Origin of the sequence: Bradyrhizobium barranii subsp. barranii, assembly GCF_017565645.3 — a bacterium.
Classification (GTDB): Bacteria; Pseudomonadota; Alphaproteobacteria; order Rhizobiales; family Xanthobacteraceae; genus Bradyrhizobium; species Bradyrhizobium barranii.
The window spans coordinates 4,591,464-4,612,177 of the sequence record NZ_CP086136.1 but is presented as its reverse complement, the minus strand read 5'-3'; the positions used below and the strand labels follow the sequence as shown (position 1 = coordinate 4,612,177).

The 20,714-nt window shown below is 64.3% G+C and carries 18 protein-coding genes; 10 read left to right on the top strand and 8 right to left on the bottom strand.

The genetic code is table 11. The features are described from left to right. Positions 1 to 81: 81 nt before the first annotated feature. The 3 genes from J4G43_RS21780 (at position 82) to J4G43_RS21770 (ending at position 2,427) form a co-directional block, all read left to right on the top strand. Positions 82 to 828 (top strand): SDR family NAD(P)-dependent oxidoreductase, encoded by a 747-nt coding sequence (locus J4G43_RS21780; protein ID WP_014495989.1) that lies wholly within the window; start codon positions 82 to 84, stop codon positions 826 to 828. Positions 829 to 897: 69 nt separating this feature from the next. Further along, on the top strand, positions 898 to 2,031 hold the full coding sequence (locus J4G43_RS21775) for a serine hydrolase domain-containing protein (RefSeq protein WP_225005017.1): 1,134 nt from the start codon (positions 898 to 900) through the stop codon (positions 2,029 to 2,031). Between the two features lie 3 nt (positions 2,032 to 2,034). Further along, positions 2,035 to 2,427, top strand: a complete 393-nt coding sequence (locus J4G43_RS21770) for a GFA family protein (protein WP_208086250.1) — start codon at positions 2,035 to 2,037, stop codon at positions 2,425 to 2,427. Positions 2,428 to 2,429: 2 nt separating this feature from the next. Here J4G43_RS21770 and J4G43_RS21765 read toward each other — a convergent pair whose 3' ends face one another. Next, positions 2,430 to 3,341 carry a DMT family transporter gene (locus J4G43_RS21765; RefSeq protein WP_208089380.1) on the bottom strand — a complete coding sequence of 304 codons (912 nt, stop codon included), beginning with the start codon at positions 3,339 to 3,341 and terminating at the stop codon, positions 2,430 to 2,432. A gap of 90 nt (positions 3,342 to 3,431) precedes the next feature. On the opposite strand from J4G43_RS21765, the gene J4G43_RS21760 reads away from it, so the two are divergent. The 3 genes from J4G43_RS21760 to J4G43_RS21750 all read left to right on the top strand — a co-directional run bounded on the left by J4G43_RS21760 (position 3,432) and on the right by J4G43_RS21750 (position 5,531). Beyond that, positions 3,432 to 4,298, top strand: coding sequence for a LysR family transcriptional regulator (locus J4G43_RS21760; protein WP_208086249.1), 867 nt, complete (start codon positions 3,432 to 3,434; stop codon positions 4,296 to 4,298). A gap of 70 nt (positions 4,299 to 4,368) precedes the next feature. Continuing rightward, a complete protein-coding gene (locus tag J4G43_RS21755; RefSeq protein WP_208086248.1) occupies positions 4,369 to 5,049 on the top strand; it encodes a site-2 protease family protein in 681 nt (226 codons plus the stop codon). Positions 5,050 to 5,111: 62 nt separating this feature from the next. After that, positions 5,112 to 5,531: a hypothetical protein gene (locus J4G43_RS21750; RefSeq protein WP_208089379.1), complete on the top strand. Its 420-nt coding sequence runs from the start codon at positions 5,112 to 5,114 to the stop codon at positions 5,529 to 5,531. Here the strand turns inward: J4G43_RS21750 and J4G43_RS21745 are convergent. The 6 genes from J4G43_RS21745 to J4G43_RS21720 form a co-directional block, all read right to left on the bottom strand. After that, entirely contained in the window at positions 5,519 to 6,334 is an 816-nt protein-coding gene (locus tag J4G43_RS21745) for an energy transducer TonB family protein (RefSeq protein WP_208086247.1), read from the bottom strand. The genes J4G43_RS21750 and J4G43_RS21745 overlap by 13 nt on opposite strands. 9 nt (positions 6,335 to 6,343) lie before the next feature. After that, positions 6,344 to 6,799: a TonB system transport protein ExbD gene (exbD, locus tag J4G43_RS21740; RefSeq protein ID WP_208086246.1), complete on the bottom strand. Its 456-nt coding sequence runs from the start codon at positions 6,797 to 6,799 to the stop codon at positions 6,344 to 6,346. 3 nt (positions 6,800 to 6,802) lie between these two features. Further along, positions 6,803 to 7,705, bottom strand: coding sequence for a tonB-system energizer ExbB (gene exbB / locus J4G43_RS21735; protein ID WP_208086245.1), 903 nt, complete (start codon positions 7,703 to 7,705; stop codon positions 6,803 to 6,805). Then, a complete protein-coding gene (locus J4G43_RS21730) occupies positions 7,702 to 8,391 on the bottom strand; it encodes a Fe2+-dependent dioxygenase (protein WP_208086244.1) in 690 nt (229 codons plus the stop codon). Before J4G43_RS21730 ends, exbB begins: the two co-directional genes overlap by 4 nt. Before the next feature lie 20 nt (positions 8,392 to 8,411). Then, positions 8,412 to 10,961, bottom strand: coding sequence for a TonB-dependent receptor (locus J4G43_RS21725; RefSeq protein WP_208086243.1), 2,550 nt, complete (start codon positions 10,959 to 10,961; stop codon positions 8,412 to 8,414). Between the two features lie 424 nt (positions 10,962 to 11,385). Next, positions 11,386 to 11,625, bottom strand: coding sequence for a hypothetical protein (locus J4G43_RS21720; RefSeq protein ID WP_071914955.1), 240 nt, complete (start codon positions 11,623 to 11,625; stop codon positions 11,386 to 11,388). Between the two features lie 397 nt (positions 11,626 to 12,022). Between J4G43_RS21720 and J4G43_RS21715 the strand changes: the two genes are divergently transcribed. From J4G43_RS21715 to J4G43_RS21700, 4 genes are all read left to right on the top strand, one after another. Further along, the gene (locus J4G43_RS21715; RefSeq protein WP_208086242.1) at positions 12,023 to 13,195 is read left to right on the top strand and encodes an efflux RND transporter periplasmic adaptor subunit; all 1,173 of its coding nucleotides are present in this window, start codon (positions 12,023 to 12,025) and stop codon (positions 13,193 to 13,195) included. After that, complete coding sequence (locus tag J4G43_RS21710) at positions 13,192 to 16,338, top strand: multidrug efflux RND transporter permease subunit (protein ID WP_208086241.1); 3,147 nt, start codon at positions 13,192 to 13,194, stop codon at positions 16,336 to 16,338. The genes J4G43_RS21715 and J4G43_RS21710 overlap by 4 nt, the downstream gene beginning before the upstream one ends. Positions 16,339 to 16,402: 64 nt before the next feature. Beyond that, entirely contained in the window at positions 16,403 to 16,969 is a 567-nt protein-coding gene (locus tag J4G43_RS21705) for an invasion associated locus B family protein (RefSeq protein WP_063983864.1), read from the top strand. A 207-nt stretch (positions 16,970 to 17,176) separates the two neighbouring features. Then, positions 17,177 to 18,352 (top strand): IS481 family transposase, encoded by a 1,176-nt coding sequence (locus J4G43_RS21700; RefSeq protein WP_208085346.1) that lies wholly within the window; start codon positions 17,177 to 17,179, stop codon positions 18,350 to 18,352. 48 nt (positions 18,353 to 18,400) lie between these two features. Here the strand turns inward: J4G43_RS21700 and J4G43_RS21695 are convergent, their stop codons facing one another. Further along, positions 18,401 to 20,689: an arylsulfatase gene (locus J4G43_RS21695; RefSeq protein ID WP_208086240.1), complete on the bottom strand. Its 2,289-nt coding sequence runs from the start codon at positions 20,687 to 20,689 to the stop codon at positions 18,401 to 18,403. Positions 20,690 to 20,714 lie beyond the last annotated feature (25 nt).

Below are 20,714 nucleotides of genomic sequence, written 5' to 3'. Positions count from 1 at the left end.
GAGGATGGGCCACGGGCTTATGGTTCGAGACGCGCGCAAGTGCGCGCGCCTCACCATGAGGGATAGACAAGGGAGTTCTCGATGAACAAGATCGATCTCAACGGCCGCATTGCCGTCGTCACCGGCGGCGCGCAGGGCTTTGGCCGTGCCATCACCCGGCGTTTCATCGACTCCGGCGCCAAAGTCGCGATCTGGGATTTCGACTCGGCTCTCGCCGAGAAGACCGCGAATGAAGTCGGCGGCGAGACAAAAGTCTTCAAGGTCGACGTCACCGACCCCGCCGCCGTCGAGCAGGCGCGCGATGCGACGCTTGCCGCCTTCGGCAAGATCGACATCCTCGTCAACAATGCCGGCATCGCCGGCGTCAACAAGCCGGTCTGGGAGACCGATCTCGAGGAGTGGCGCAAGGTCCTGCGCATCAATCTCGACGGCCCTTTCATCGTCTGCAAGGCGATCGTGCCGACGATGCTCAAGCAGAAATACGGGCGGATCGTGAACATCGCCTCGATCGCCGGCAAGGAAGGCAATCCCAACGCCTCGCATTACTCGGCCTCCAAGGCCGGACTGATCGCGCTGACGAAATCGCTCGGCAAGGAATTGGCGGCACATGACATCCTCGTGAATGCGGTGACGCCGGCCGCGGCGAAGACCGCGATCTTCGACCAGATGACGCAGCAGCATATCGACTTCATGCTGTCGAAAATCCCCAAGGCACGCTTCGTGCTGGTGGAAGAGCTCGCCGCGATGGTGAGCTGGCTCGCATCCCAAGATTGTGCCTTCTCCACCGGCGCGGTGTTTGATATTTCCGGCGGACGGGCGACCTACTGAAGCTTTGGCCGCCCCTTGAAGGGGTGGACCATGCGGCTTGGACGTCGGGATTTTGGGCGTCGGGATTTCGTGAAGCTCGCAGCGGGCGCAGGCGCGCTGCCGCTGCTGTCGCGGGTTGCGCCCGCGCAACTGGCGCCCAGCCCGCCGAGCATCCGCCCGCCCTCGCCGGCCGAACGCGGCGCCATGGCGCGGCTCGCGCGCAGCTTCATGGACAAATACGACGTGCCGGCGCTGTCCTTTGCGATCGGCTATGCCGGTACTGTTGTCCACGAGGACGCCTGCGGTCTTGCCGATCGCGAGCGGAACGAGACCGTGACGCCGCGGCATCTGTTCCGGATCGCCAGCGTCAGCAAGATGATCACCTCGGTCACGATCTTCCGCCTGATCGAGGAGAACCGCCTCAAGCTCACGGATCGCGTGTTCTGCCCCGGTGCATTGCTCGGCACCGATTACGGGTCACCGCCCTACTCCGCCGGCATCGACCAGATCACGCTCGAGCATCTGCTGACGCACGCTGCCGGCGGCTGGAGCAATGACAACCGCGATCCCATGTTCACGCATCCGCGGATGGATCATGCCGAGCTGATCGCCTGGACGCTCGCCAACCGGCCGCTGAACCGGCCTCCGGGCCAGCACTACGCCTATTCCAATTTCGGCTATTGCGTTCTGGGCCGCGTGATCGAGAAGCTCACCGGCCAGGCCTATGCCGAGCACGTCCGCACCGAGGTGCTGACGCGCTGCAGTGTCACCGACATGACCATCGCCGGTAATACCCGCGACCAGCGTCAGGCCGGCGAAGTCGCCTATTACGGTCAGGGTGAAAGTCCGTATGAGATGAAGGTGAGGCGGATGGATTCCCATGGCGGCTGGATCGTGACGCCGGCGGATCTCGTCCAGTTCCTGCTGCATGTCGACGGCTACACCAGACCGGCGAACATCCTGCGGCCGCGCACCATCGAGGTCATGACCACCGCACCCAGTTACAGCCCGAACTACGCCAAGGGCTTCTGTGTCAACAAATTCGACAATTGGTGGCACAATGGCAGCCTGCCGGGCACGAGCACGATTGCCGTGCGCACCCATGGCGGCTTCTGCTGGGCCGCCTTCACCAACACCAGACGCGGGAATTCCAACATGGATGGCGATCTCGACAATCTCAACTGGAGCATGGCGCGCCAGATCGGCGAATGGCGGGTGGCCTGAGCCATGATCCGGGAAGGTGGATGCCTGTGCGGCGCGGTGCGGTTCAAGGCGGAGGGGGAGCCGCTCAACGTCCGCATCTGCCATTGCCGCCTGTGCCAGAAGGCGATGGGCTCGCCCTATTTTGCTCGCGCGCAATTCGACCAGCGCGCGCTGACCGTCGAGGGCGACACCGAGCGCTATGCCTCGTCCGAGAACATCGACCGCGTGTTCTGCAAGCGCTGCGGCACGCGCCTGTTCTCCTGGCGGCGCAACGGCACGCTGGCGGGCGTTTCGCTCACGACCTTCGACGATCGCAACGCCTTCGCGCCGACCGAGCACATCTGGGTCTCGGAGAAGGTCGCCTGGCTGAAGCTCGACGACGGCCTGACGCAATATCAGGGCACCATCCCGGCGTGATGTCAGGCTTGCCCTGACGCAGGCACTCTCGCCGCCTGAGCGCGCCGTCCCGTCGTCGTCGCGATCCAGATCCCGGCAAACACCGCGACAATGCCGGCCGCCAGATTCCAGCGCAGCGGTTCGTTCAGCAGCCAGGCGCCGACCAGCGAGGCCGTGATCGGATTGACCGTCACCGAGATCGCGACGCGCGTCGGCGTGGTCCGCTCCAGCGCGAAGGCCCAGAGATAGAAGGTCAGCGCTGCGCCGAAGGCGCCGAGATAGAAAGCCGCCAGCCATTGCGGCGCACCGAAGCCGGCGACGGGCGCAAAACTGCCGCGGATATACGAGAGCAGGATGAGGCAGACTGCCCCGGCGGCCATGCTCATGGTCGTGAAGGCGATCGGGCTGGAGCGCCGGATCAGCGGCTTCGACCAGATGCCGTACAGCGCCATGCACAGCGCAGCCGCCATCATCAGGAGATCGCCGCGCCAGGCGCCGGATGGTGCCGAGGTCAGGTCGGAGAGCAGCGCGACGGCAACGCCAAACGTCGCGATCACGACACCGATCGATTTGCGCCAGCTCAGGGCTTCGGCGCCGAGCGCGGCGCCGATCACGAGCGACAACAGCGGAAGTGTTGACAAAGCGAGCGCGCCGCGCGCGGCGGTCGTGAAGATCAGCGATGCGTTGAACAGGATCGGAAACAGCGCGAAGAACAGGATGCCGAGCCCGGTCGCGGCGGCCCAGTCCCCTCGCCCCGGCCAGCGGTCACCGCGGAGCAGCGTCAGGGGTAACAGCAGCAAGAAGCCGATGCCGAACCGGAACGAGCCTATCGCGAGCGGATCGAGGCTGCTCACCAGATAGCGCGTGGCGCCGATCGAGGTGCCGCCGAGGCCGCTCGACAGCACCGCGGCCAGAACGCCGGAGATTTCGCCCACACTCCCTCCCTTGACGAGGTTTGAACGCAGCATACGAGGCGCGCCGAAACAGGGAATGGAGTTTCCGTCATGCTGGGATAAGTTTTCGTCATGACCACGCCCGTTCTCGATCCCGATCTACTGAAGGCATTTCTCGCCGTCGCCGAGCATCGCTCGTTCACGCACGCAGCCCAATTGCTCAACCGGACCCAGTCGGCGGTCAGCGTCCAGATCAGGCGCCTGGAAGAGCGGATCGGCACCAAGCTGTTTCAACGTACCAGGGCCGGTGTCGCGCTGACCGCGGCGGGCGATGAACTCCTCGTTTATGCCAGACGGCTTCTCGACCTCAATGCAGAGGCGATCGATGTGCTCCGCGCACGCAAGCGCGACGCCGTGGTCCGCCTCGGCGTGATGGACGATTACGGCACGATCGTCATTCCGCCATTGCTGGCGCGCTTTGCCCGAAACCACCCGGAGATCCGGGTCGAGATCGAGACCGGCCTGACCGCGACGATGCCGGCACGGCTCGGCGAGGCCTATGACCTCGTCATCGCCATGCATCCGGAAGGACGCGGCGATGGCGAACTCCTCCGGCGCGAGCAGGCGGTCTGGGCCGCGGCCAGGACATATCGAGCCGAAGCGCAGGACACGCTGCCCGTCGCGCTCTACCCGCCGGGCTGCCTGTTCCGGCAATGGGCCGCGGACGCCCTCGATGCCGCCGGCCGGCCCTGGCGATTGGCCTTTGTCAGCCGGACGCTGGCAGCGGTGGAAGCGATCGCGGCGCAGGGCCTCGCGATCACGGTCATGAAGGCCGGCACCCTGCCCTCCCGCCTGCGCGTCGTGTCGAACGGCCTGCCGCCGCTGCCCGCCGCTGACATTCGCCTTCACCGCGCGCGCAACCTGTCGCAGCCGGCGGCGCTGCTGGCGGATCATTTACGGCTTGGGATTTCGGAACCCGCGTCCCATATCCTGACCTGACGCGTTGCCCCATCACCGGATCGGCCGGGTTAGCTGCAAGGCCACGAGGCACAAACGGGACGGACGAGCTGTGAACGTTTCCTTCTATGACATCTCAGTCTGGATCTTCCCGGTCCTGATCGCCATCACCTTCCACGAAGCCGCTCACGCCTTCGTCGCGCATCGCCTTGGCGATAACACGGCTTGGCAGCTCGGCCGCGTCAGCTTCAACCCGATCAAGCATATCGACCCGTTCGGCACCCTGATCCTGCCGGCGATGCTGCTGTTCGCGCACTCGCCGTTCCTGTTCGGCTATGCCAAGCCGGTTCCCGTCAATTTCCGCAAGCTCAACCATCCCAGGCTCGACATGGTCTGGGTGGCCCTTGCCGGGCCCGCCACCAACATCCTGCTGGCGCTCGCGGCGGCTCTTGCCCTCCATGCCGTGCCCTTTGCGCCCGCCGGCTCGGCCCAGTGGATTTTCGACAACCTCAAGAACGCGCTGGTCATCAACGCGGTGCTGGCGGTGTTCAACATGATGCCGATCCCGCCGCTCGACGGCGGGCGCGTCGCGGTCGGGCTGTTGCCTCGGGCCCTCGCCATGCCGCTGGCCCGGCTCGAGCCATTCGGAATGCTGATCCTGATTGGTCTTCTGATCCTGCTGCCGCTCGCGGGCTCGCAGTTCGGTCTAAATCTTGATGTTATTTCAGGAATACTGCGAACGTTGACCGGTTATGTGATTCAGGCTGTTCTCTTCCTGACCGGCAACGCGTAGTTCAACAGAACACCCGAACATAAGCCGAAGGGCTCGAGGCCGACTTGGTCAAAGCTGCCGATATGCTGATCGCGCGACGCGCGGACACCCGCGCCCGCGCCGATTTTGCCACCTGGAAGATGATGGCCAAGCTCAACGGGTCCTCCGCGCTGCCTGCCGAGGCGCAGGAGTTCCTGGTCAGCTACAAGAACCTGCTGGCGCGGATGAGCGAGGGCGAGGCCACCGAGGCCACGATCGGGGCGATCTACAAGGCCTACTATGCCGAGATGGGCGGCGCGGGAACTCCGCCCGACGTCCGCACCCGTCCGCCCGAGCCGGCGGCGGACAATGTTACCGCTTTCCGCCGCCCGCCTCCGAAACCGACGAGGACGGCCTCCTTCACGGCGGCGTTTAGCGGAGCCCAGAAACGGCCGCTCCCGGTAGCGCTGATCTTCGTCTGCCTGGTCGTGGTCTATGTCGGGATCCGGCTCTACTGGCGCTGAGCCGATTTCTTCTTTTTCTTCTCGTCCGGCGGCGTGAAGATGATGTCGACGGTACGCTCGAACCGGTCTTCGGTCAGTCCGGCCGGGGGCTGCGGGATGGGATCGGACTTGCGGACAATCGAGAGCGCGGCCGCATCGTAGGCCACATCCCCCGATGACTCCACGACGTCGACGGACAGCACATTGCCCCTGCGATTGATCGCGAAGCTGACCTTCACCTTCTGATTATTGGGCTGCTTGCCCTCCGGGTTGACCTTGTGGGCCGTGAGGTGCGCGCTGATCTTGCGATTCCAGTCGGTCGTAATCCTGAGGATGTCCTTGCCGAGGCCAAGCACCGGCGCCAGGGCCTTCTCGGCCTCGCGCGCGTCCTCGTCGAGTGTCTGCCGCGCCGTTGCAACCGACTGCGGCGAAGCCTCGGCAGCGGGTGTCTCGACCGCCGCGATCTTGGGATCCTCGTCCTGCGGCTTCTTCGAGATGTTTTCGGGAACGACCCGATCGGGATCGTCGACCTGTTGCGACTGGTCCTTTGGAAGCTCGGTTTCCTTGGTCTCGGCCTTTTGCTCGGGAAGCGCCTGCTGCTCCTGCATCGCTTCGCTGTCCGGTCCCGGCGGAAGGTCGGTCTCGGGCGCCTTGGGCGAGGCCATCTCGACGGCGAACTCCGCGCCGGACGCGCCCAGGCCATCGTCGTCGTCATCGGTCCGCAGATGGGCCAGGGCAAGCGCGGCACCGCCCAGATGGAGCGCGAGCGCCGCCACCGCCGCCAAAATCCAGAGCTTCCGGGATGGTCTGGCTTCGTCCGACATCGTGCGCCTCTAAGGCTGACCGGCGCCTGCCACGGGCGCTCGGGGAGCGCCTTCCAGCGCGACCAGCTTCACCCGGGAATAGCCACCTGAGCGCAAGAGCTCCATGACACTCATCAATTCGCCATACGGCACCGAACGATCGGCGCGCAGGAAGACATACTTGTCCTTGCTCATGTCGGACAGGCCGTCGAGGGTCCCGATCAACTCGGCGCGGTGGACCGGGTTTTCGCCGATCGCAAGCGTCAGGTCGGGCTTGATGCTGAGATAGGTCGGCTTGTCCGGCTTCTTCTGCGGGGTCGCGCTCGAGGTCGGCAGATCGATCGGCAGGTCGACCGTGGAGAGCGGAGCTGCGACCATGAAGATGATCAGCAGCACCAGGATGACGTCGATGAACGGCGTGACGTTGATGTCATGCGTCTCGCCGAAATCGTCGTCGTCATCATTGTCTGCGAGCGAAACGCCCATGGTTCACTCCGCCGCGCGCGAATGCGCGCTGCCGTGGCTGCGGTCGAGATCGCGCGAGAGCAGCCGCGCCGCCGCGCCCGAGGCACGGCTGACGAGCTCGAGATAGCTTTTCGTCATGCGCGAGAAGTGGTTGTAGATGATGACGGCGGGAATGGCGGCGACGAGGCCGATCGCGGTCGCGAGCAGCGCCTCGGCGATGCCGGGCGCGACCACGGCGAGGTTCGTGGTCTGCGACTTCGAGATGCCGATGAAGCTGTTCATGATGCCCCAGACCGTGCCGAACAGGCCGACGAAGGGCGACGTGGAGCCGATGGTCGCGAGCACACCCATGCCGACGCGGATGCGCCGCGCCTCCGCGCGCACGATTTCGGAAAAGCTCGAGGCTGCGCGCTCCTTGATGCCGGCATCGCTGGACAGGCCGGCCGACATCCGCGCCTCACGCAGCGCTGCCGCCAGGAAGGACGGCAGAATGCCCTGCTTGGCGCCGAGCGCCATTTGCGCTTCCGCGAGCGAGCGCGCCTCCGAGATCTTCTTCAGTGCCGAACGAAGCTTGCCGGACGCGACCGACAGCTCGATCGACTTGGCGATCAGGACGGTCCAGGTCATCAGCGATGCGAAGGCGAGCCCGATCATCACCGCCTTCACGATGACGTCCGCCGACATGAACATCACCCAGGGGGACAGCTCCTTCATGGCCGGCACGATAGCGGCCGCGTCGGGCTTCGCCACGGGCGCCACCACCGCCGGAGCGGCAGCCGGAGCCGGGCTGGCGGTGGCCGGCTGAGCCGTCGCCTGTGCCGGTGCCGCCGGCGGGGTCTGTGTCTGGGCAGAAACAGGGGATACGAGCCAGGCGGTCGCCAGCATCAAGGCGGCGGCAAGGCTTGCTTGGAAGGACATGATCTTCATACTTCGGCCCAGTAGCGAATGAGGTTGTGATAGATACCCGTCAATTTGACCGTTTCGGGATCGTCACGCCCGAGCCGTTCCACCAGCGCCTGTATCGCGGTGTCGAGGTCAAAGATCATGCTCCGGGCTTGATCGTCCCGTATCATGCTCTGAAGCCAGAAGAAAGACGCAACCCGCGTCCCCCTCGTCACCGGCGTGACGAGATGGAGGCTGGTCGAGGGATAGAGCACGCAGTCCCCGGCTTGCAACTTCACTTCGTGCGAACCGTAGGTGTCCTCGATCACAAGTTCGCCACCGTCATACTCTTCCGGCTCGGCCAGGAACAGCGTGACAGACAAGTCTGTGCGGATGCGAAGGCCGGTCAGGCGGTCGCCGCGGATCGCATTGTCGACATGCAGCCCGAAATGATGGCCGCTGTTCGCCGCATAGCGGTTGAACAGCGGCGGGAAGATCTGCAGTGGGATCGCCGCTGCCAGGAAACGCGGGTTCGACGTCAACGCCGAGATGATGCGGTTGCCGAGCTTGCGCGCGACCTCGCTGTCAGGCGGCAACTGCTCATTGCGCTTGACCATTGCTGACTGCGCGCCCGCGGTGGAACGGCCGTCTTCCCATTCGCTGGGGTCCATGATGCGGCGGAATTCCGCCACATCATCCTTGCTCAGGACGCCGTCTATGCATGTCAGCATGGCACCTCGTCGTTACTCCATCAGTAGCGCGCCGAGATCACCAGATAGGCGGCGCGTCCCGGTGCTTCCAGCACGAAGGGCGCGGCGCTCTGGTACAGCGCGTCATAGTAGCGTTTGTCGAAGATGTTGTTCACGAACAGCTTCAACTGCCAGTTCTTGTTGATCTTGGCTTCCGCGAACACATCGAAGCGCCAGTAGCTCGGAAGCGACGTGCCTGCGTTGGCCGCAAGCAACGAGCCACCGTAGATCTTCGAGCGGTAGACGGCCTGCCCGCCCAGTTCCCAGATATCGTTGAACTGGTACTTCGACAGCATGCTGAACGACTGATGGGCAACGTTGGCCAGAGGAAGCCCGACATTGGTGGTGTAGAGAAGCGGCGCGGGCATGTTCGCGGGCTTCACGTTGGACGCCGTAACCTCCGACTGCATCAGGACGAGGCCGCCGAACACACTCCATTTGTCGGTGATCTTGCCGCTCACGCCGAGATCGATGCCGCGAATACGATAAGCGGAACCTGCGGTGATACACGATATGTTGCCGGTCGTGCCGGCGGGATAGACGCATCCCAACGCGGACGCCGTGGCCACACTATTGACGTTCTGTGCCTCGCGCGCATTGTCCTTGGTGGTCTGAAACAGCGCAGCCGTCAGGAGCAGGTGGCGGTCGAACAGCTCCCACTTGGTGCCGAGTTCGATGGCCGTGTTCTTCTCCGGCCCGAAGATCTGATTGTTGCCGCCGGCCAGAGCGGGATTGACGCCGCCATACGCGGTGCTGGTGCCGTCGAACTCGGCGCCCACCGGGTTCGCTGAGGTCGCGTAGGCCACGTACACGCTGCCGTTTGGCGCCGGCTTCAAGGTCAAACCGAGATTGAAGTTGGGAATCAGGAAGTTTGCCGATTGCTGCTTGAGAGCGTTGCCCGCCCCGTATGCAGACGTATCGAGGTTGTAGTTGTCGTAGCGGAAGCCGCCATTGAGGATCAGGAGGTCACGATAGTTCGCACTGTCCATGACGTAGCCGCTGACAGTGTCGATGCCGATCTTGGCCGGCAGACCGGCCAGTGCGAGCGCCTTCCCGGGCAAGAACGTGTCCTGAGGGAAGAAGACGCTGACACCTGTCGGCGAGCCGCCTGGAGTGATCGTAACTCCGTTCCCTTCCGAGGTGAGCCCGAGATACTTGTCGATCGACGACCGCTCGCGATCGACTTCGATCCCGGCCAGCGCGGTGTGCTTGAAGCCGGCCCAGTCCTGGAACTTGTAGGTCGCTTCCGTCTGGTTGGCGAGCACGTCAGTGATCTGGAGACGGCTCTGCGGATTCATCGTGAGCGTCGAATTCGAAAGCGGGTTGGCGATCACCGGCTGCTCAGGCAGCGTTCCGACATAGTTCTGGGTCGAACGAGATACGCGGAACTTGTTGCTGACCATCAAGTCGGGCGTGATCTGCACTTCCGCGTTTAACGAGCCGATGTCCTGGCCGGTCCGGTAGAAGTCGCGGTTGATCTGGCCATACCAGTTGTTGCGGTTGGAGCCGAAGTCCGGGAACGGCCCACCGGCGGTCGTCGCCGTGCTCGGCCGGTAGTAGGGCACGCCGAAGTCCGGCACGCCGGTCAACTCGGTGTGGATGTAACCCCCGGTCACCCTGATCGTGTCGGTCGGCTTCCAGGTCGTGGCGACGAACGCGCCGTTGCGATTATCCTTGACGAAATCGCGACCGGCGACATCGGCGTCCTGGAACAGACCGCCGGCACGAACGGCCAGCGTCGGGTTGATCACCTGGTTGACGTCGAGCACCACACGCTTGGTCTGGTCGGTGCCAAACGTCGTGTCCATGTTGTAGAAACTGTTCTGCGTCGTCGCCTGCTTGGTGACGATGTTGATCGCACCACCGGCGACACCGCGGCCCGCGAAAGTTGAGCCCGGACCACGCAGAATTTCGACCTGCTCGGTGAAGAAGTTTTCACGGACGCTGACGCCCGCGTCGCGCACGCCGTCGATGAAGATGTCGTTGCGGGCATCGAAGCCGCGAATGAAGAAGCGGTCACCGAAGGCATTGCCGCCCTCACCCGTTCCGAGCGTCACGCCTGCCGTGCTCAGGATCGCCTGCTTCAGCGTCGTGGCGTTCTTGTCCGCGAGCACATCCTTTGTAAGCACGGTGATCGATTTTGGCGTGTTGAGGATTGGCTCAGGGAATTTACCCGACGCTTGCACTCGGGTGGCCATATAAGGCGCGGCGGGATTTGCGTACGGATCACGATCGGCAGGACCAGGGCTCGGATTGGCGACAGGCGCTTGTGCGGCCTGCTGCCGCTGCGCCGCGCGCCGCAGCGCGTTGCGCGCGCGAATCTGATCGGCGGTGGGCTTCGAAGCGGTCGGACGCGGACGCTGCTGAGGCGCATCGACGTTCACGGGGGGCAGATTGGTCTGCTGCGCCTGTGCGCCGGTCGAGACCGTCGCGACCGCGATCAGACTGGCGACCGTGGACACAGTCTTGCCGGTCGCAGTGTCGAAATTGTTGCCGAAGGATTTCCGATCCGCAACCGAACGCAACGATCGCGGCGTCTTCATCATGCCCATCACACGCCCCACAGTGCTTATGCTTCCATTGGTCGCGTTGCGACAACGCGACGCATTGGTGCTATCGGGCGTGTTCATGGGGGTCAACGCGATCTCGGCCACACTCCGTTTGAATCCGACCATTTCAAAGCAATTCTAAACTCGGTTGAGTGCGCCACAGTTTTAAATGGTTCTAAACTTGAACCGTTCTAATCTGGACATTGATCGCTGCGATCTCGTCGTGCCGCATCAACCTTCGAGCTGATGCGCTTCGTCGATGCAGAAACGCGAACGATGGGGCGGTGCTATCGGTCGGAGAAAAGCAGGTCAATGCGATTGATCTGCCTGCACATTTGAATTCATCCAGATCGGACTCGGTGCAGATTTCAATCTGGAAACATGGGCGCATGCGAGAGCTGCGCAGGCGCGAGCGGCGGCGCCGCTCTCAATCGCTGCTCGGCGGCTTCATCAGCGAGAACAATTCGTCGACGGTTTTCTGCGCGACGGCGCGCACGCGATCGGAGTTGTCCATGCCGGCGATGTTGACGCCGCTAACGACGGCTTTGATCTCGTCGCGGAAGTCGGTCAGAAATCGCAAGGGATCGCGCTGCTCGTTGGCGACGCGCGCGATCAGTCCCGTGATCAGAATCTGGCACGCGATCAGCTTGCCGTTCAGTTCGTCCATCCTGCGCTCCCGTTGTGGCGGGGCCGATATGACCGATGCCGGATTTCCTGACAACCGAAACGCCGTGCAGGCGAATTAGAACCGTTCTCACGGGAGTTGTTTCCGGCTCACTTCGCAGCGCAGCCGGGGCGGCCTTGCGGACAGCTCTGCAGGCCGCCCACACCGGCTCCGGGCATTGCCCAAGATTTGCGCGCGGATCGCTCGCGCCGGGAAAATGCAGCACTGCACACCGTAGTGTCACGAAGCTGCCTAGACAGTGCAAAGCTTTCCAATTGTTTAGGATTCCGAACCGATAGTGCTGTTTACACTGGAACTTGGCGTGTATTATACAAGCGCGCTGGAACCCTATGATTGCTCCACAATTCGTAGTTTTGGGCGTAAGAGCCAACGAGCCGACATGAAAAAAACACGGCCGATCCTCTGGATTCTGATCATCGCGGCCGTGGCCTCCGCGGGTTACTATGGCTGGCAGAAATTCGGCTCGCCCGAGGCCGGAAAAACCCAGACGGCTCAGAAGGGTCCGGCGCGCCCGCCCGCCATCCCCGTCAGCGTTTCGCCGGTCCAGAAGGCCGACTTCCCGGTATATCTGACCGGTCTCGGCACGGTTCAGGGCTTCAATACGGTACAGGTCCGGAGCCGGGTTGACGGCCAGATCGACAAGATCGCCTTCAGCGAAGGCCAGATGGTCAAGCAGGACGACCTTCTGGTCTCGATCGATCCCCGGCCCTATCAAGCCACGCTCGACCAGGCCAAGGCCAAGAAGGCGCAGGACGAGGCGAATCTCGCCAACGCCAACCTCGAGCTCCAGCGTGCCATGAAGCTTGGCGAGTTCGCGACTGCGCAGCGGGTCGACACCCAGCGTTCCACCGTCGCGCAGCTGACCGCCCAGATCGCCGCCGACGAAGCCGCGATCTCCAACGCGCAGACCCAGCTCGACTACACCCAGATCAAGGCGCCGTTCACCGGCGTGGCCGGGCTGCGCCTGGTCGACGTCGGCAACATCGTCAACGCCTCCACGCAGACGGGAATCGTAACGATCTCGCAGGTCGAGCCGATCTCGGTGATCTTCACCGCGCCGGAAGACCAGCTGCCCTATATCAGCGAAGGCCAGAAGGCCGGTGCGCTCAAGGTGATCGCGTTCACCACCGACGGGAAAAAGACGCTTGCCGAAGGCAAGCTTGCGGTCATCAACAACCAGGTCGACACGACCAGCGGGACTATTCGGCTCAAGGCGGTGTTCGACAACAAGGAACACACGCTGTGGCCGGGCCAGTCGGTTTCGACGCGCCTTCTGGTACGCACCCTGAAGGACGCGACCGTGGTTCCGGATGACGCGGTTCAGCATTCGACCAACGGCCTCTACGCCTATACCGTCAATCAGGACAACAAGGCGGAAGTGCACAAGATCAAGGTCAGCTACGCCATCGACGGCCGTTCGGTGGTCGACGAAGGCTTGAGCCCGGGTCAACAGGTGATCACCGGCGGCCAGTTCAAGGTCCAGCCCGGAAGCCTCGTCTCGACGGCCGTAGCAAGCTCGGATCCGAGCCAGAACAAGGTACGACAGGAATGACCGAGGGCGGGATTTCGGCACCTTTCATCCGTTATCCCATCGGCACCTCGCTGCTGATGGCCGGCATTCTGTTCGTCGGTCTCGTCGCCTATCCCCTGCTGCCGGTCGCACCGCTGCCGCAGGTGGACTTCCCGACCATCCAGATCACGGCCAATTTGCCGGGCGGCAGCCCCGAGACGATGGCCTCGTCGGTGGCCCAGCCGCTCGAGCGGCAATTCGCCCAGATCCCCGGCATCGCCCAGATGACCTCGACGAGTTATCTCGGCACCGCCTCGATCACCATCCAGTTCGACCTCAACCGCAGCATCGACGGCGCCGCCAACGACGTGCAGGGCGCCATCAACGCCGCAAGCGGCCAGCTGCCGAAGAATCTGCCCTCGCCGCCGACCTACCGCAAGGTCAACCCGGCCGACGCGCCGATCCTGCTGCTCTCGGCAACATCCGATACACTGCCGCTGACCACCGTCAGCGATGCCGTCGACGCCCAGCTTGCCCAGCAGATCAGCCAGCTCTCGGGCGTCGCGCAGGTTTTCATCGGCGGCCAGCAGAAGCCCTCCATCCGCATTCAGATCGACCCGGCGAAACTCGTCGCCAAGGGCCTGTCGCTGGAGGACGTGCGCAGCCAGATCGCGATCACCACGGTCGACAGCCCCAAGGGCAATATCGACGGGCCGAAGCGCGCCTACACGATCTACGCCAACGACCAGCTCACCCAGTCCAAGGACTGGAACGACGTCGTCATCGCCTATCGCAATGGCGGTCCGCTTCGAATCCGCGACATCGGACAGGCGGTGAGCGGCGCCGAGGACGCCAAGCAGGCAGCCTGGGCCAACGGCAAGCGTGGCGTGTTCCTGGTGGTGTTCAAGCAGCCGGGCGCCAACGTCATCGAGACCGTCGACCGGATCAAGGCCACCCTGCCCCGCCTCGTCGCGGCAATTCCGCCCGCGATCAAGATCGAGTTGATCAGCGACCGCACCACGACCATCCGCGCCGCGGTCGAGGACGTCCAATTCACGCTGCTGCTAACCATCGCCCTCGTGGTCATGGTCATCTTCGTCTTCCTGCGCAGCTTCTGGGCGACGGTCATTCCCACCATCACGGTTCCGCTGGCGCTACTGGGCGCGTGCGCCCTGATGTGGGTGGTTGGCTATTCGCTCGACAATCTGTCGCTGATGGCGCTCACCATCGCGGTCGGATTCGTCGTCGACGACGCCATCGTGATGCTCGAGAACATCACGCGCTACATCGAGGAAGGCGAATCGCCGATGGCGGCCGCCTTCAAGGGCTCCAAGGAAATCGGCTTCACCATCGTCTCGATCAGCATCTCGCTGGTCGCGGTGCTGATCCCGCTGCTGCTGATGGGCGGCATCATAGGACGCCTGTTCCGCGAGTTCGCCGTCGTGCTGGCGATGACCATCTTCGTCTCGATGTTCGTGTCGCTGACGCTGACGCCGATGATGGCCTCGCGCTTCCTGCGCGCCCATGGCGAGGTGACCCACGGCAAGTTCTACCAGTGGAGCGAACGCGCCTTCGACGGCATGCTGCGCGGCTACGAGTACGTTCTCGATCATGCCCTGGCCTGGCGCCGCACCACGCTCCTGATCTTCTTCGCCACGCTCGGCCTGTCGATCTATTTGTTCATCCTGATCCCGAAGGGCTTCTTCCCGCAACAGGACGTCGGCCTGATCACGGCGACCTCGGAAGCGTCCCAGGACATCTCCTTCGCCGAGATGCAGCGCCGCCAGGTCGAGCTCGGCAAGATCGTGATGGACGATCCCGACGTCGCCACGATCGCGATGAACATCGGCGGCAGCGGCCGCGCCGGCAACAACGGCAATTTGTTCATCACGCTGAAGCCGCGTAACGAGCGCAACGCATCGGCGCAGGAGATCATTGCCCGGCTGCGCCCCAAGCTCGAGAAGGTGTCGGGCGCCCGCCTCTACATGCAGGCGGCCCAGGACGTCCGGCTCGGCGGCCGGCCGACGCGCACGCAGTTCGAGTTCACGCTACAGGATGCCGACCTCACCGAGCTCAACGACTGGGCGCCGAAAATCCTCGCCAAGATGCAGACGCTGCCGCAACTGCGCGACGTCGCGACCGACCAGCAGACGCAGGGCACCACGGTCCAGCTCAAGATCAACCGCGACACCGCATCGCGCTACGGCATCCAGCCGCAGCTGATCGACGACACGCTGTACGACGCCTTCGGACAGCGGCAGGTCACGCAGTATTTCACCCAGCTCAACACCTACAAGGTGATCCTCGAGATCCTGCCGGAGATGCAGGGCAGTCTCGACAGCCTGAACAAGCTCTACCTGAAATCGCCGTTGACCGGCGACCAGGTGCCGCTGTCGACCTTTGCGACCTGGACCACCGATCCGGTCCGCCCGCTCTCGATCAGCCACCAGGGCCAGTTCCCGGCGATCACGATCAGCTTCAACCTCGCCCAGGGCGTCGCGCTCGGCCAGGCCACCGAGGCCGTGCAGAAGGCGATGGCCGATCTCGGCGCACCACCGACCCTGAATTCGAGCTTCCAGGGCACCGCGCAGGCGTTCCAGCAGTCGCTCGGCACCGTGCCGCTGCTGATCCTCGCAGCCCTCGTCGTGGTCTATCTGATCCTCGGCATTCTCTACGAGAGCTACATCCACCCGATCACGATTCTGTCGACCCTGCCCTCGGCCGGCGTCGGCGCGCTCCTGATCCTGATGGCGGCCGGCTTCGACTTCAGCCTCATTGCATTGATCGGAATCATTCTCCTGATCGGCATCGTGAAGAAGAACGGCATCATGATGGTCGACTTCGCCATCGCGGCCGAGCGCGACGAACACAAGACGCCGGATGAATCGATCCGTCAGGCCGCGCTGCTGCGCTTCCGGCCGATCATGATGACGACGATGGCCGCCCTGCTCGGCGGCGTGCCGCTGATGCTCGGCCACGGCACCGGCGCCGAGATCCGCCAGCCGCTCGGCTACGCCATGGTCGGCGGCCTGATCGTCAGCCAGGCGCTGACGCTGTTCACCACTCCGGTGGTCTATCTCTATCTCGACGAGCTCAACAACTGGTTCTCGGGCTGGGGCCGTTCGGGTGACGGCAAAGGTCACGAGGCGCCCGAGCACAGCACCGTCAAGCAGGCCGCCGAGTAAGCTTGCACCGCGGCTTCCGCGACGCTACAGCGAGGCCCTCGGTTCACGCCAACGCGGTTTCGCCATGTCCATGCAATCCAGACTTGTCGCCCTCGCCGCCGCCCTTCTGCTGTCGACAGGCGGCGCGTATGCCCAGCAGAGCGCCAAAAAGAACGCCGCTTCCCCTGCACCGGCCGCACAGCCCGCGCCAGCTCCGACCCAGCCGCAGGCTGACGGTGCGCAGCAAGCCGGATGGGTCGTGCGCTGCACCAGCGTCAGCCGCGACGCGCCGCTCGAATGCGCAATGGAGCAGAACGCGGTGCTGACCAAGACCGGCCAGACCATCGTCCTGATCAACATCCGTATCGCGCCCGACACCCGCACGCCGGTGGCGCTGCTGCAATTGCCGCTCGGCCTCAACCTGCCCGTCGGCGCCAAGCTCCAGGTCGACGAGGGCAAGACATTCGATCTTCAGATCCAGACCTGCGAGAACCGCGGCTGCTACGCCTCGACGCCAATCGCGGCGGACCTGCTCGCGGCCTTGCGGTCGGGCAAGCAGCTGAAGGTCTCCTTCCAGAACATGGCCAAGGAGGCGATCGCGATCCCGATGCCGCTGGGCGATTTCGCAGCGGCCTACGACAAGATCAAGTAAGGCCCACACTGTCATCTCCCGCCTTGTGCGCGGTTGCGCACTGGGGCGGGCGATCCAGTGCTCCGAGACGGTTATAGTTCAATCGATAGGCCGCGGCGTACTGGATGCCCCGCCTGCTGTTTAGCCCGGACAGATCACTGACGGGTGTTCGGAGACATAGCTGACACATCAACATTGGCTGGATTGGTCCGATTCGGGAGGCCGTCCATGCCTTGGAGCGAGGTGTCAGTGATGGATCAGCGTCACGAGTTTGTGCGGCTGGCTTTGCAGGAGGGCGCCAACCGGCGCGAACTGTGCCGTCGGTTCAACGTCAGTCCTGACGTCGGCTACAAGTGGCTGGCGCGCTGGCAGGCCGGCGATCGGGAGCTGGCCGACCGCTCCCGGCGCCCGCATGCGATGCCCAAGCGGAGTGAGGCTGCGGTCGAAGTAGAAGTCCTGGCTGTACGCGACAAGCATCCGGCTTGGGGAGCACGGAAGATTGCCCATTGCCTGAAGCGGGGCGGGCAGACGGTGCCTGTGCCATCAACGGTGCACCAGATCCTGTGTCGGAACGGCCGGGTCAAACCGAGTGAGAATGCGCCGCCCAATCCGGGCCACCGGTTCGAGAAGGAAGCTCCCAATCTGCTGTGGCAGATGGACTTCAAGGGCCACCTGCCGCTGGCCGACGGGACACGATGCCATCCGCTGACCATCGTCGACGATCACTCGCGCTACGTGCTGTGCCTGAAGGCATGTGCCGACGAGCAGCGTCTCACCGTGCAGAATCACCTGTCGACGACGTTCCGCTGCTATGGCCTGCCAGAGGCCTTCTACACCGACAATGGCTCACCCTGGGGCGATACGTCCGGCATTCGTTGGACCGGACTGAAGGTGTGGCTGCTCAAGCTTGGCGTCAGGGTGGTGCACGCCAGGCCATGCCACCCACAGGCCCGCGGCAAGAACGAGCGCTTCCATCGCACCCTGAAGGCCGAGGTGTTTGCAATGCGCCGCTTCCGAACTCTCCCGGAAGTCCAGCGCGCCTTCGACGCCTGGCGGCCGGTCTACAATCTGGAGCGGCCTCACCAAGGCCTCGATATGCAGGTCCCTGCCGATCGCTTCCGGCCAAGTGCTCGCCCCATGCCGGCCCGCGTTCCGAACGTCGAATACGACAGCGGCGAGATCGTGCGCAGGGTCTCATCGACAAGACCCTACATCTCCTTCAAGGGACGCTTCTGGAAAGTTCCCCAGGCCTTCGCCCGCGAACGCCTTGCCATCCGGCCACTGGTTCGTGACGGCCACTACGGAATCTTCTTCGCCAGCTGGCAGGTCGCATCGATCGACTTGACCAATGGCCAACCTGTCAGTGATGTGTCCGAACAGGTGTCAGCCATGTCTCCGGACTAAACACTGCGCGGGGCATGACACCGGTTCTCGCCGCCCAACCTCCCGCCCCTACTGCCGCGCCATCTGCGCGTTGCCGACGGCATCGCCGTCGAGCTTCTGGTCGTCGTGCATGGTGACGGTGACGCGCAGCAGCCGCCCCTCGAACTCGAACGGCGCCTCGTAATGCGACACGGGGCTGCCGCGGTCACGGCCGATGTCGAGGCCGGACCACGAGATCAGCGTGTGGAAGCCGAGCTGGGTCTGGAGCGACCCCGCCGGCTCGCCGTCGATCAGCAGCGTGTATTCGGTGACGCCGGTGCGCGAGCCTTTCGCCGGCGGCTCCTTGCGCACGAGCCGCTCGACATGCACGCCGAGCCGCCGCGCGCCTGACGACACCTTGCGGTCCGACCGCACGACCTGGTGGCTGCCGCCGATGTTGAGGTCGTGCACGAGATGGCCGTCCCTGACGTAGAGGCTGTAGCCCGACGTCGCGTCGCCATGCGAGATCAGCACGCCATCGGCGCCCTGCCCGTCGATCTCGACATGCGCCTCGATCGTGTAGCTGCGGCTGCGCACATCAGGCGCGACGTCGGTCGGCACGTGGCCCATGCCGGCGTGGAAGACGAAATGGTGGCGCGCACCGTGGAAGCGTGCGGCGTTCTCCGCGAAGCGCGGACCGAAGCGGTCGTCGAGCGGCAGCACCTTGTGCCTCTCGGCCTCCGCCCACCAGGTCGCGATCATTGCGGCCAGACGCTCCGGCTCCTTTGCGGCGAGATCGTCGGTCTCGGAGAAATCCTTGTCGAGATGAAACAGCTCCCATTTGTCGTTCTCGAACGGCGTGCCCGAGGGATGGAAGGCGACCGCCTTCCAGCCGCCCTGCCAGAGGCCGCGATGGCCGAACATCTCGAAATATTGCGGCGAGCTTTTTGAGGACACGGACGCATCCATGATCGAGCGCGCAAAGCTCTCGCCTTCCAGCGGCATCTGCGGGCAGCCCGCGATCGTGCTGGGCGACTCGACGCCGATCAGCTCCAGTAGCGTCGGCGTGAGGTCGCAGGCGTGGACGAACTGGTGCCGCAGCTCGCCTTTGCCTGCGATCTTCTTCGGCCAGTTGATGACGAAGGGATCGCGGATGCCGCCGCCATGGGTGTTCTGCTTGTAGCGCCGCAGCGGCGTGTTCGACGCCATCGCCCAGCCATGCGGGAAATTGCTGTGGGTGTCGGACCCGCCGATGTCGTCGATACGGCTGAGCTTCTCGGCGATCGGCTCCGGCTTGAAGTTGAACGGCCCCATCGCGTTGACGAAGCCGAGCGGCCCGCCCTCCTGGCTCGCGCCGTTGTCGGACATCACGATGATCACGGTGTTGTCGCGAATGCCGGCCGTTTCCAGGAACGAGACAAGCCGTCCAAGATGCCGATCGGAATGATCGAGCATGCCGGCGAAGGCCGCCTGCAGGCGGGTGAAGACGCGGCGCTCGTCGGCCGAATGCTCCTCCCAGGCCTTCACGCTATCGTTGCGCGCCGGCATCCGCGTTCCCTCAGGCACCAGCCCCATCGCCTTCTGGCGCGCCAGACGCCGTTCGCGCTCGACGTCCCAGCCGTGCGCGAATTCGGCGTCGTAACTCCCAATGATATCGGCCGGCGCCTGATGCGGCGCGTGGCAGGCGCCAAGTGCGACCCAGGTGAGCCAGGGAACGTCAGGACGGTCGGCGACATGGTCGCCGATGAAGCGGATCGACTGGTCGATCAGGTCCTCGGTCAGATGATAGCCGTCCGCATACGTGCCCGGTGGATCGATATGCGTGTTGTCGGAGACGAGCTCCGGCGCGTACTGGTCGGTCTCGGCATCGAGGAAGCCGTAGAAGCGGTCGAAGCCGCGGCCGAGCGGCCAGCCGTCGAACGGGCCGGTGGCTCCGCTTTCGGTCAGCGGCGTGACGTGCCATTTGCCGACCATGTAGTTGCGATAGCCATGGTGGCGCAGCATCTCGGCCAGCGTCCCCGCCTCGCGCGCGATCTTACCGCGGTACCCGGGATAGCCGGAATCGAAATTGGCAAGGCAGCCGACGCCGACCGAGTGATGATTGCGTCCTGTCAGCAGCGCGGCGCGCGTCGTCGAGCACATTGCCGTGGTGTGGAATCCGGAGTAGCGCAGCCCCTCCGCGGCGAGCCGGTCGATGGTCGGCGTCTTGATTGCCGAGCCATAGCAGCCGAAATCGGAGAAGCCGACGTCGTCGAACAGCACGACCAGGATGTTCGGCGCACCGTCGGGCGGCCTTGGCGCCTCCGGCCACCAGGGTTTCGACTCCGCGACCGTCTTGCCGACGGTGCCGCGGAACGGCGTGCCGCTGTTTGCGCTCATCTGCTTCTCCCTGCTGGTTGCCCGG

Bases quoted from the DNA above. Each gene is read 5' to 3' on its own strand.
- J4G43_RS21780 (WP_014495989.1), top strand. From the start codon at position 82: ATGAACAAGATCGATCTCAACGGCCGCATTGCCGTCGTCACCGGCGGC.
- J4G43_RS21770 (WP_208086250.1), top strand. From the start codon at position 2,035: ATGATCCGGGAAGGTGGATGCCTGTGCGGCGCGGTGCGGTTCAAGGCG.
- J4G43_RS21760 (WP_208086249.1), top strand. From the start codon at position 3,432: ATGACCACGCCCGTTCTCGATCCCGATCTACTGAAGGCATTTCTCGCC.
- J4G43_RS21750 (WP_208089379.1), top strand. From the start codon at position 5,112: ATGCTGATCGCGCGACGCGCGGACACCCGCGCCCGCGCCGATTTTGCC.
- J4G43_RS21745 (WP_208086247.1), bottom strand. From the start codon at position 6,334: ATGTCGGACGAAGCCAGACCATCCCGGAAGCTCTGGATTTTGGCGGCG.
- exbD (WP_208086246.1), bottom strand. From the start codon at position 6,799: ATGGGCGTTTCGCTCGCAGACAATGATGACGACGACGATTTCGGCGAG.
- exbB (WP_208086245.1), bottom strand. From the start codon at position 7,705: ATGAAGATCATGTCCTTCCAAGCAAGCCTTGCCGCCGCCTTGATGCTG.
- J4G43_RS21730 (WP_208086244.1), bottom strand. From the start codon at position 8,391: ATGCTGACATGCATAGACGGCGTCCTGAGCAAGGATGATGTGGCGGAA.
- J4G43_RS21725 (WP_208086243.1), bottom strand. From the start codon at position 10,961: ATGGGCATGATGAAGACGCCGCGATCGTTGCGTTCGGTTGCGGATCGG.
- J4G43_RS21720 (WP_071914955.1), bottom strand. From the start codon at position 11,625: ATGGACGAACTGAACGGCAAGCTGATCGCGTGCCAGATTCTGATCACG.
- J4G43_RS21715 (WP_208086242.1), top strand. From the start codon at position 12,023: ATGAAAAAAACACGGCCGATCCTCTGGATTCTGATCATCGCGGCCGTG.
- J4G43_RS21710 (WP_208086241.1), top strand. From the start codon at position 13,192: ATGACCGAGGGCGGGATTTCGGCACCTTTCATCCGTTATCCCATCGGC.
- J4G43_RS21705 (WP_063983864.1), top strand. From the start codon at position 16,403: ATGTCCATGCAATCCAGACTTGTCGCCCTCGCCGCCGCCCTTCTGCTG.
- J4G43_RS21700 (WP_208085346.1), top strand. From the start codon at position 17,177: ATGCCTTGGAGCGAGGTGTCAGTGATGGATCAGCGTCACGAGTTTGTG.
- J4G43_RS21695 (WP_208086240.1), bottom strand. From the start codon at position 20,689: ATGAGCGCAAACAGCGGCACGCCGTTCCGCGGCACCGTCGGCAAGACG.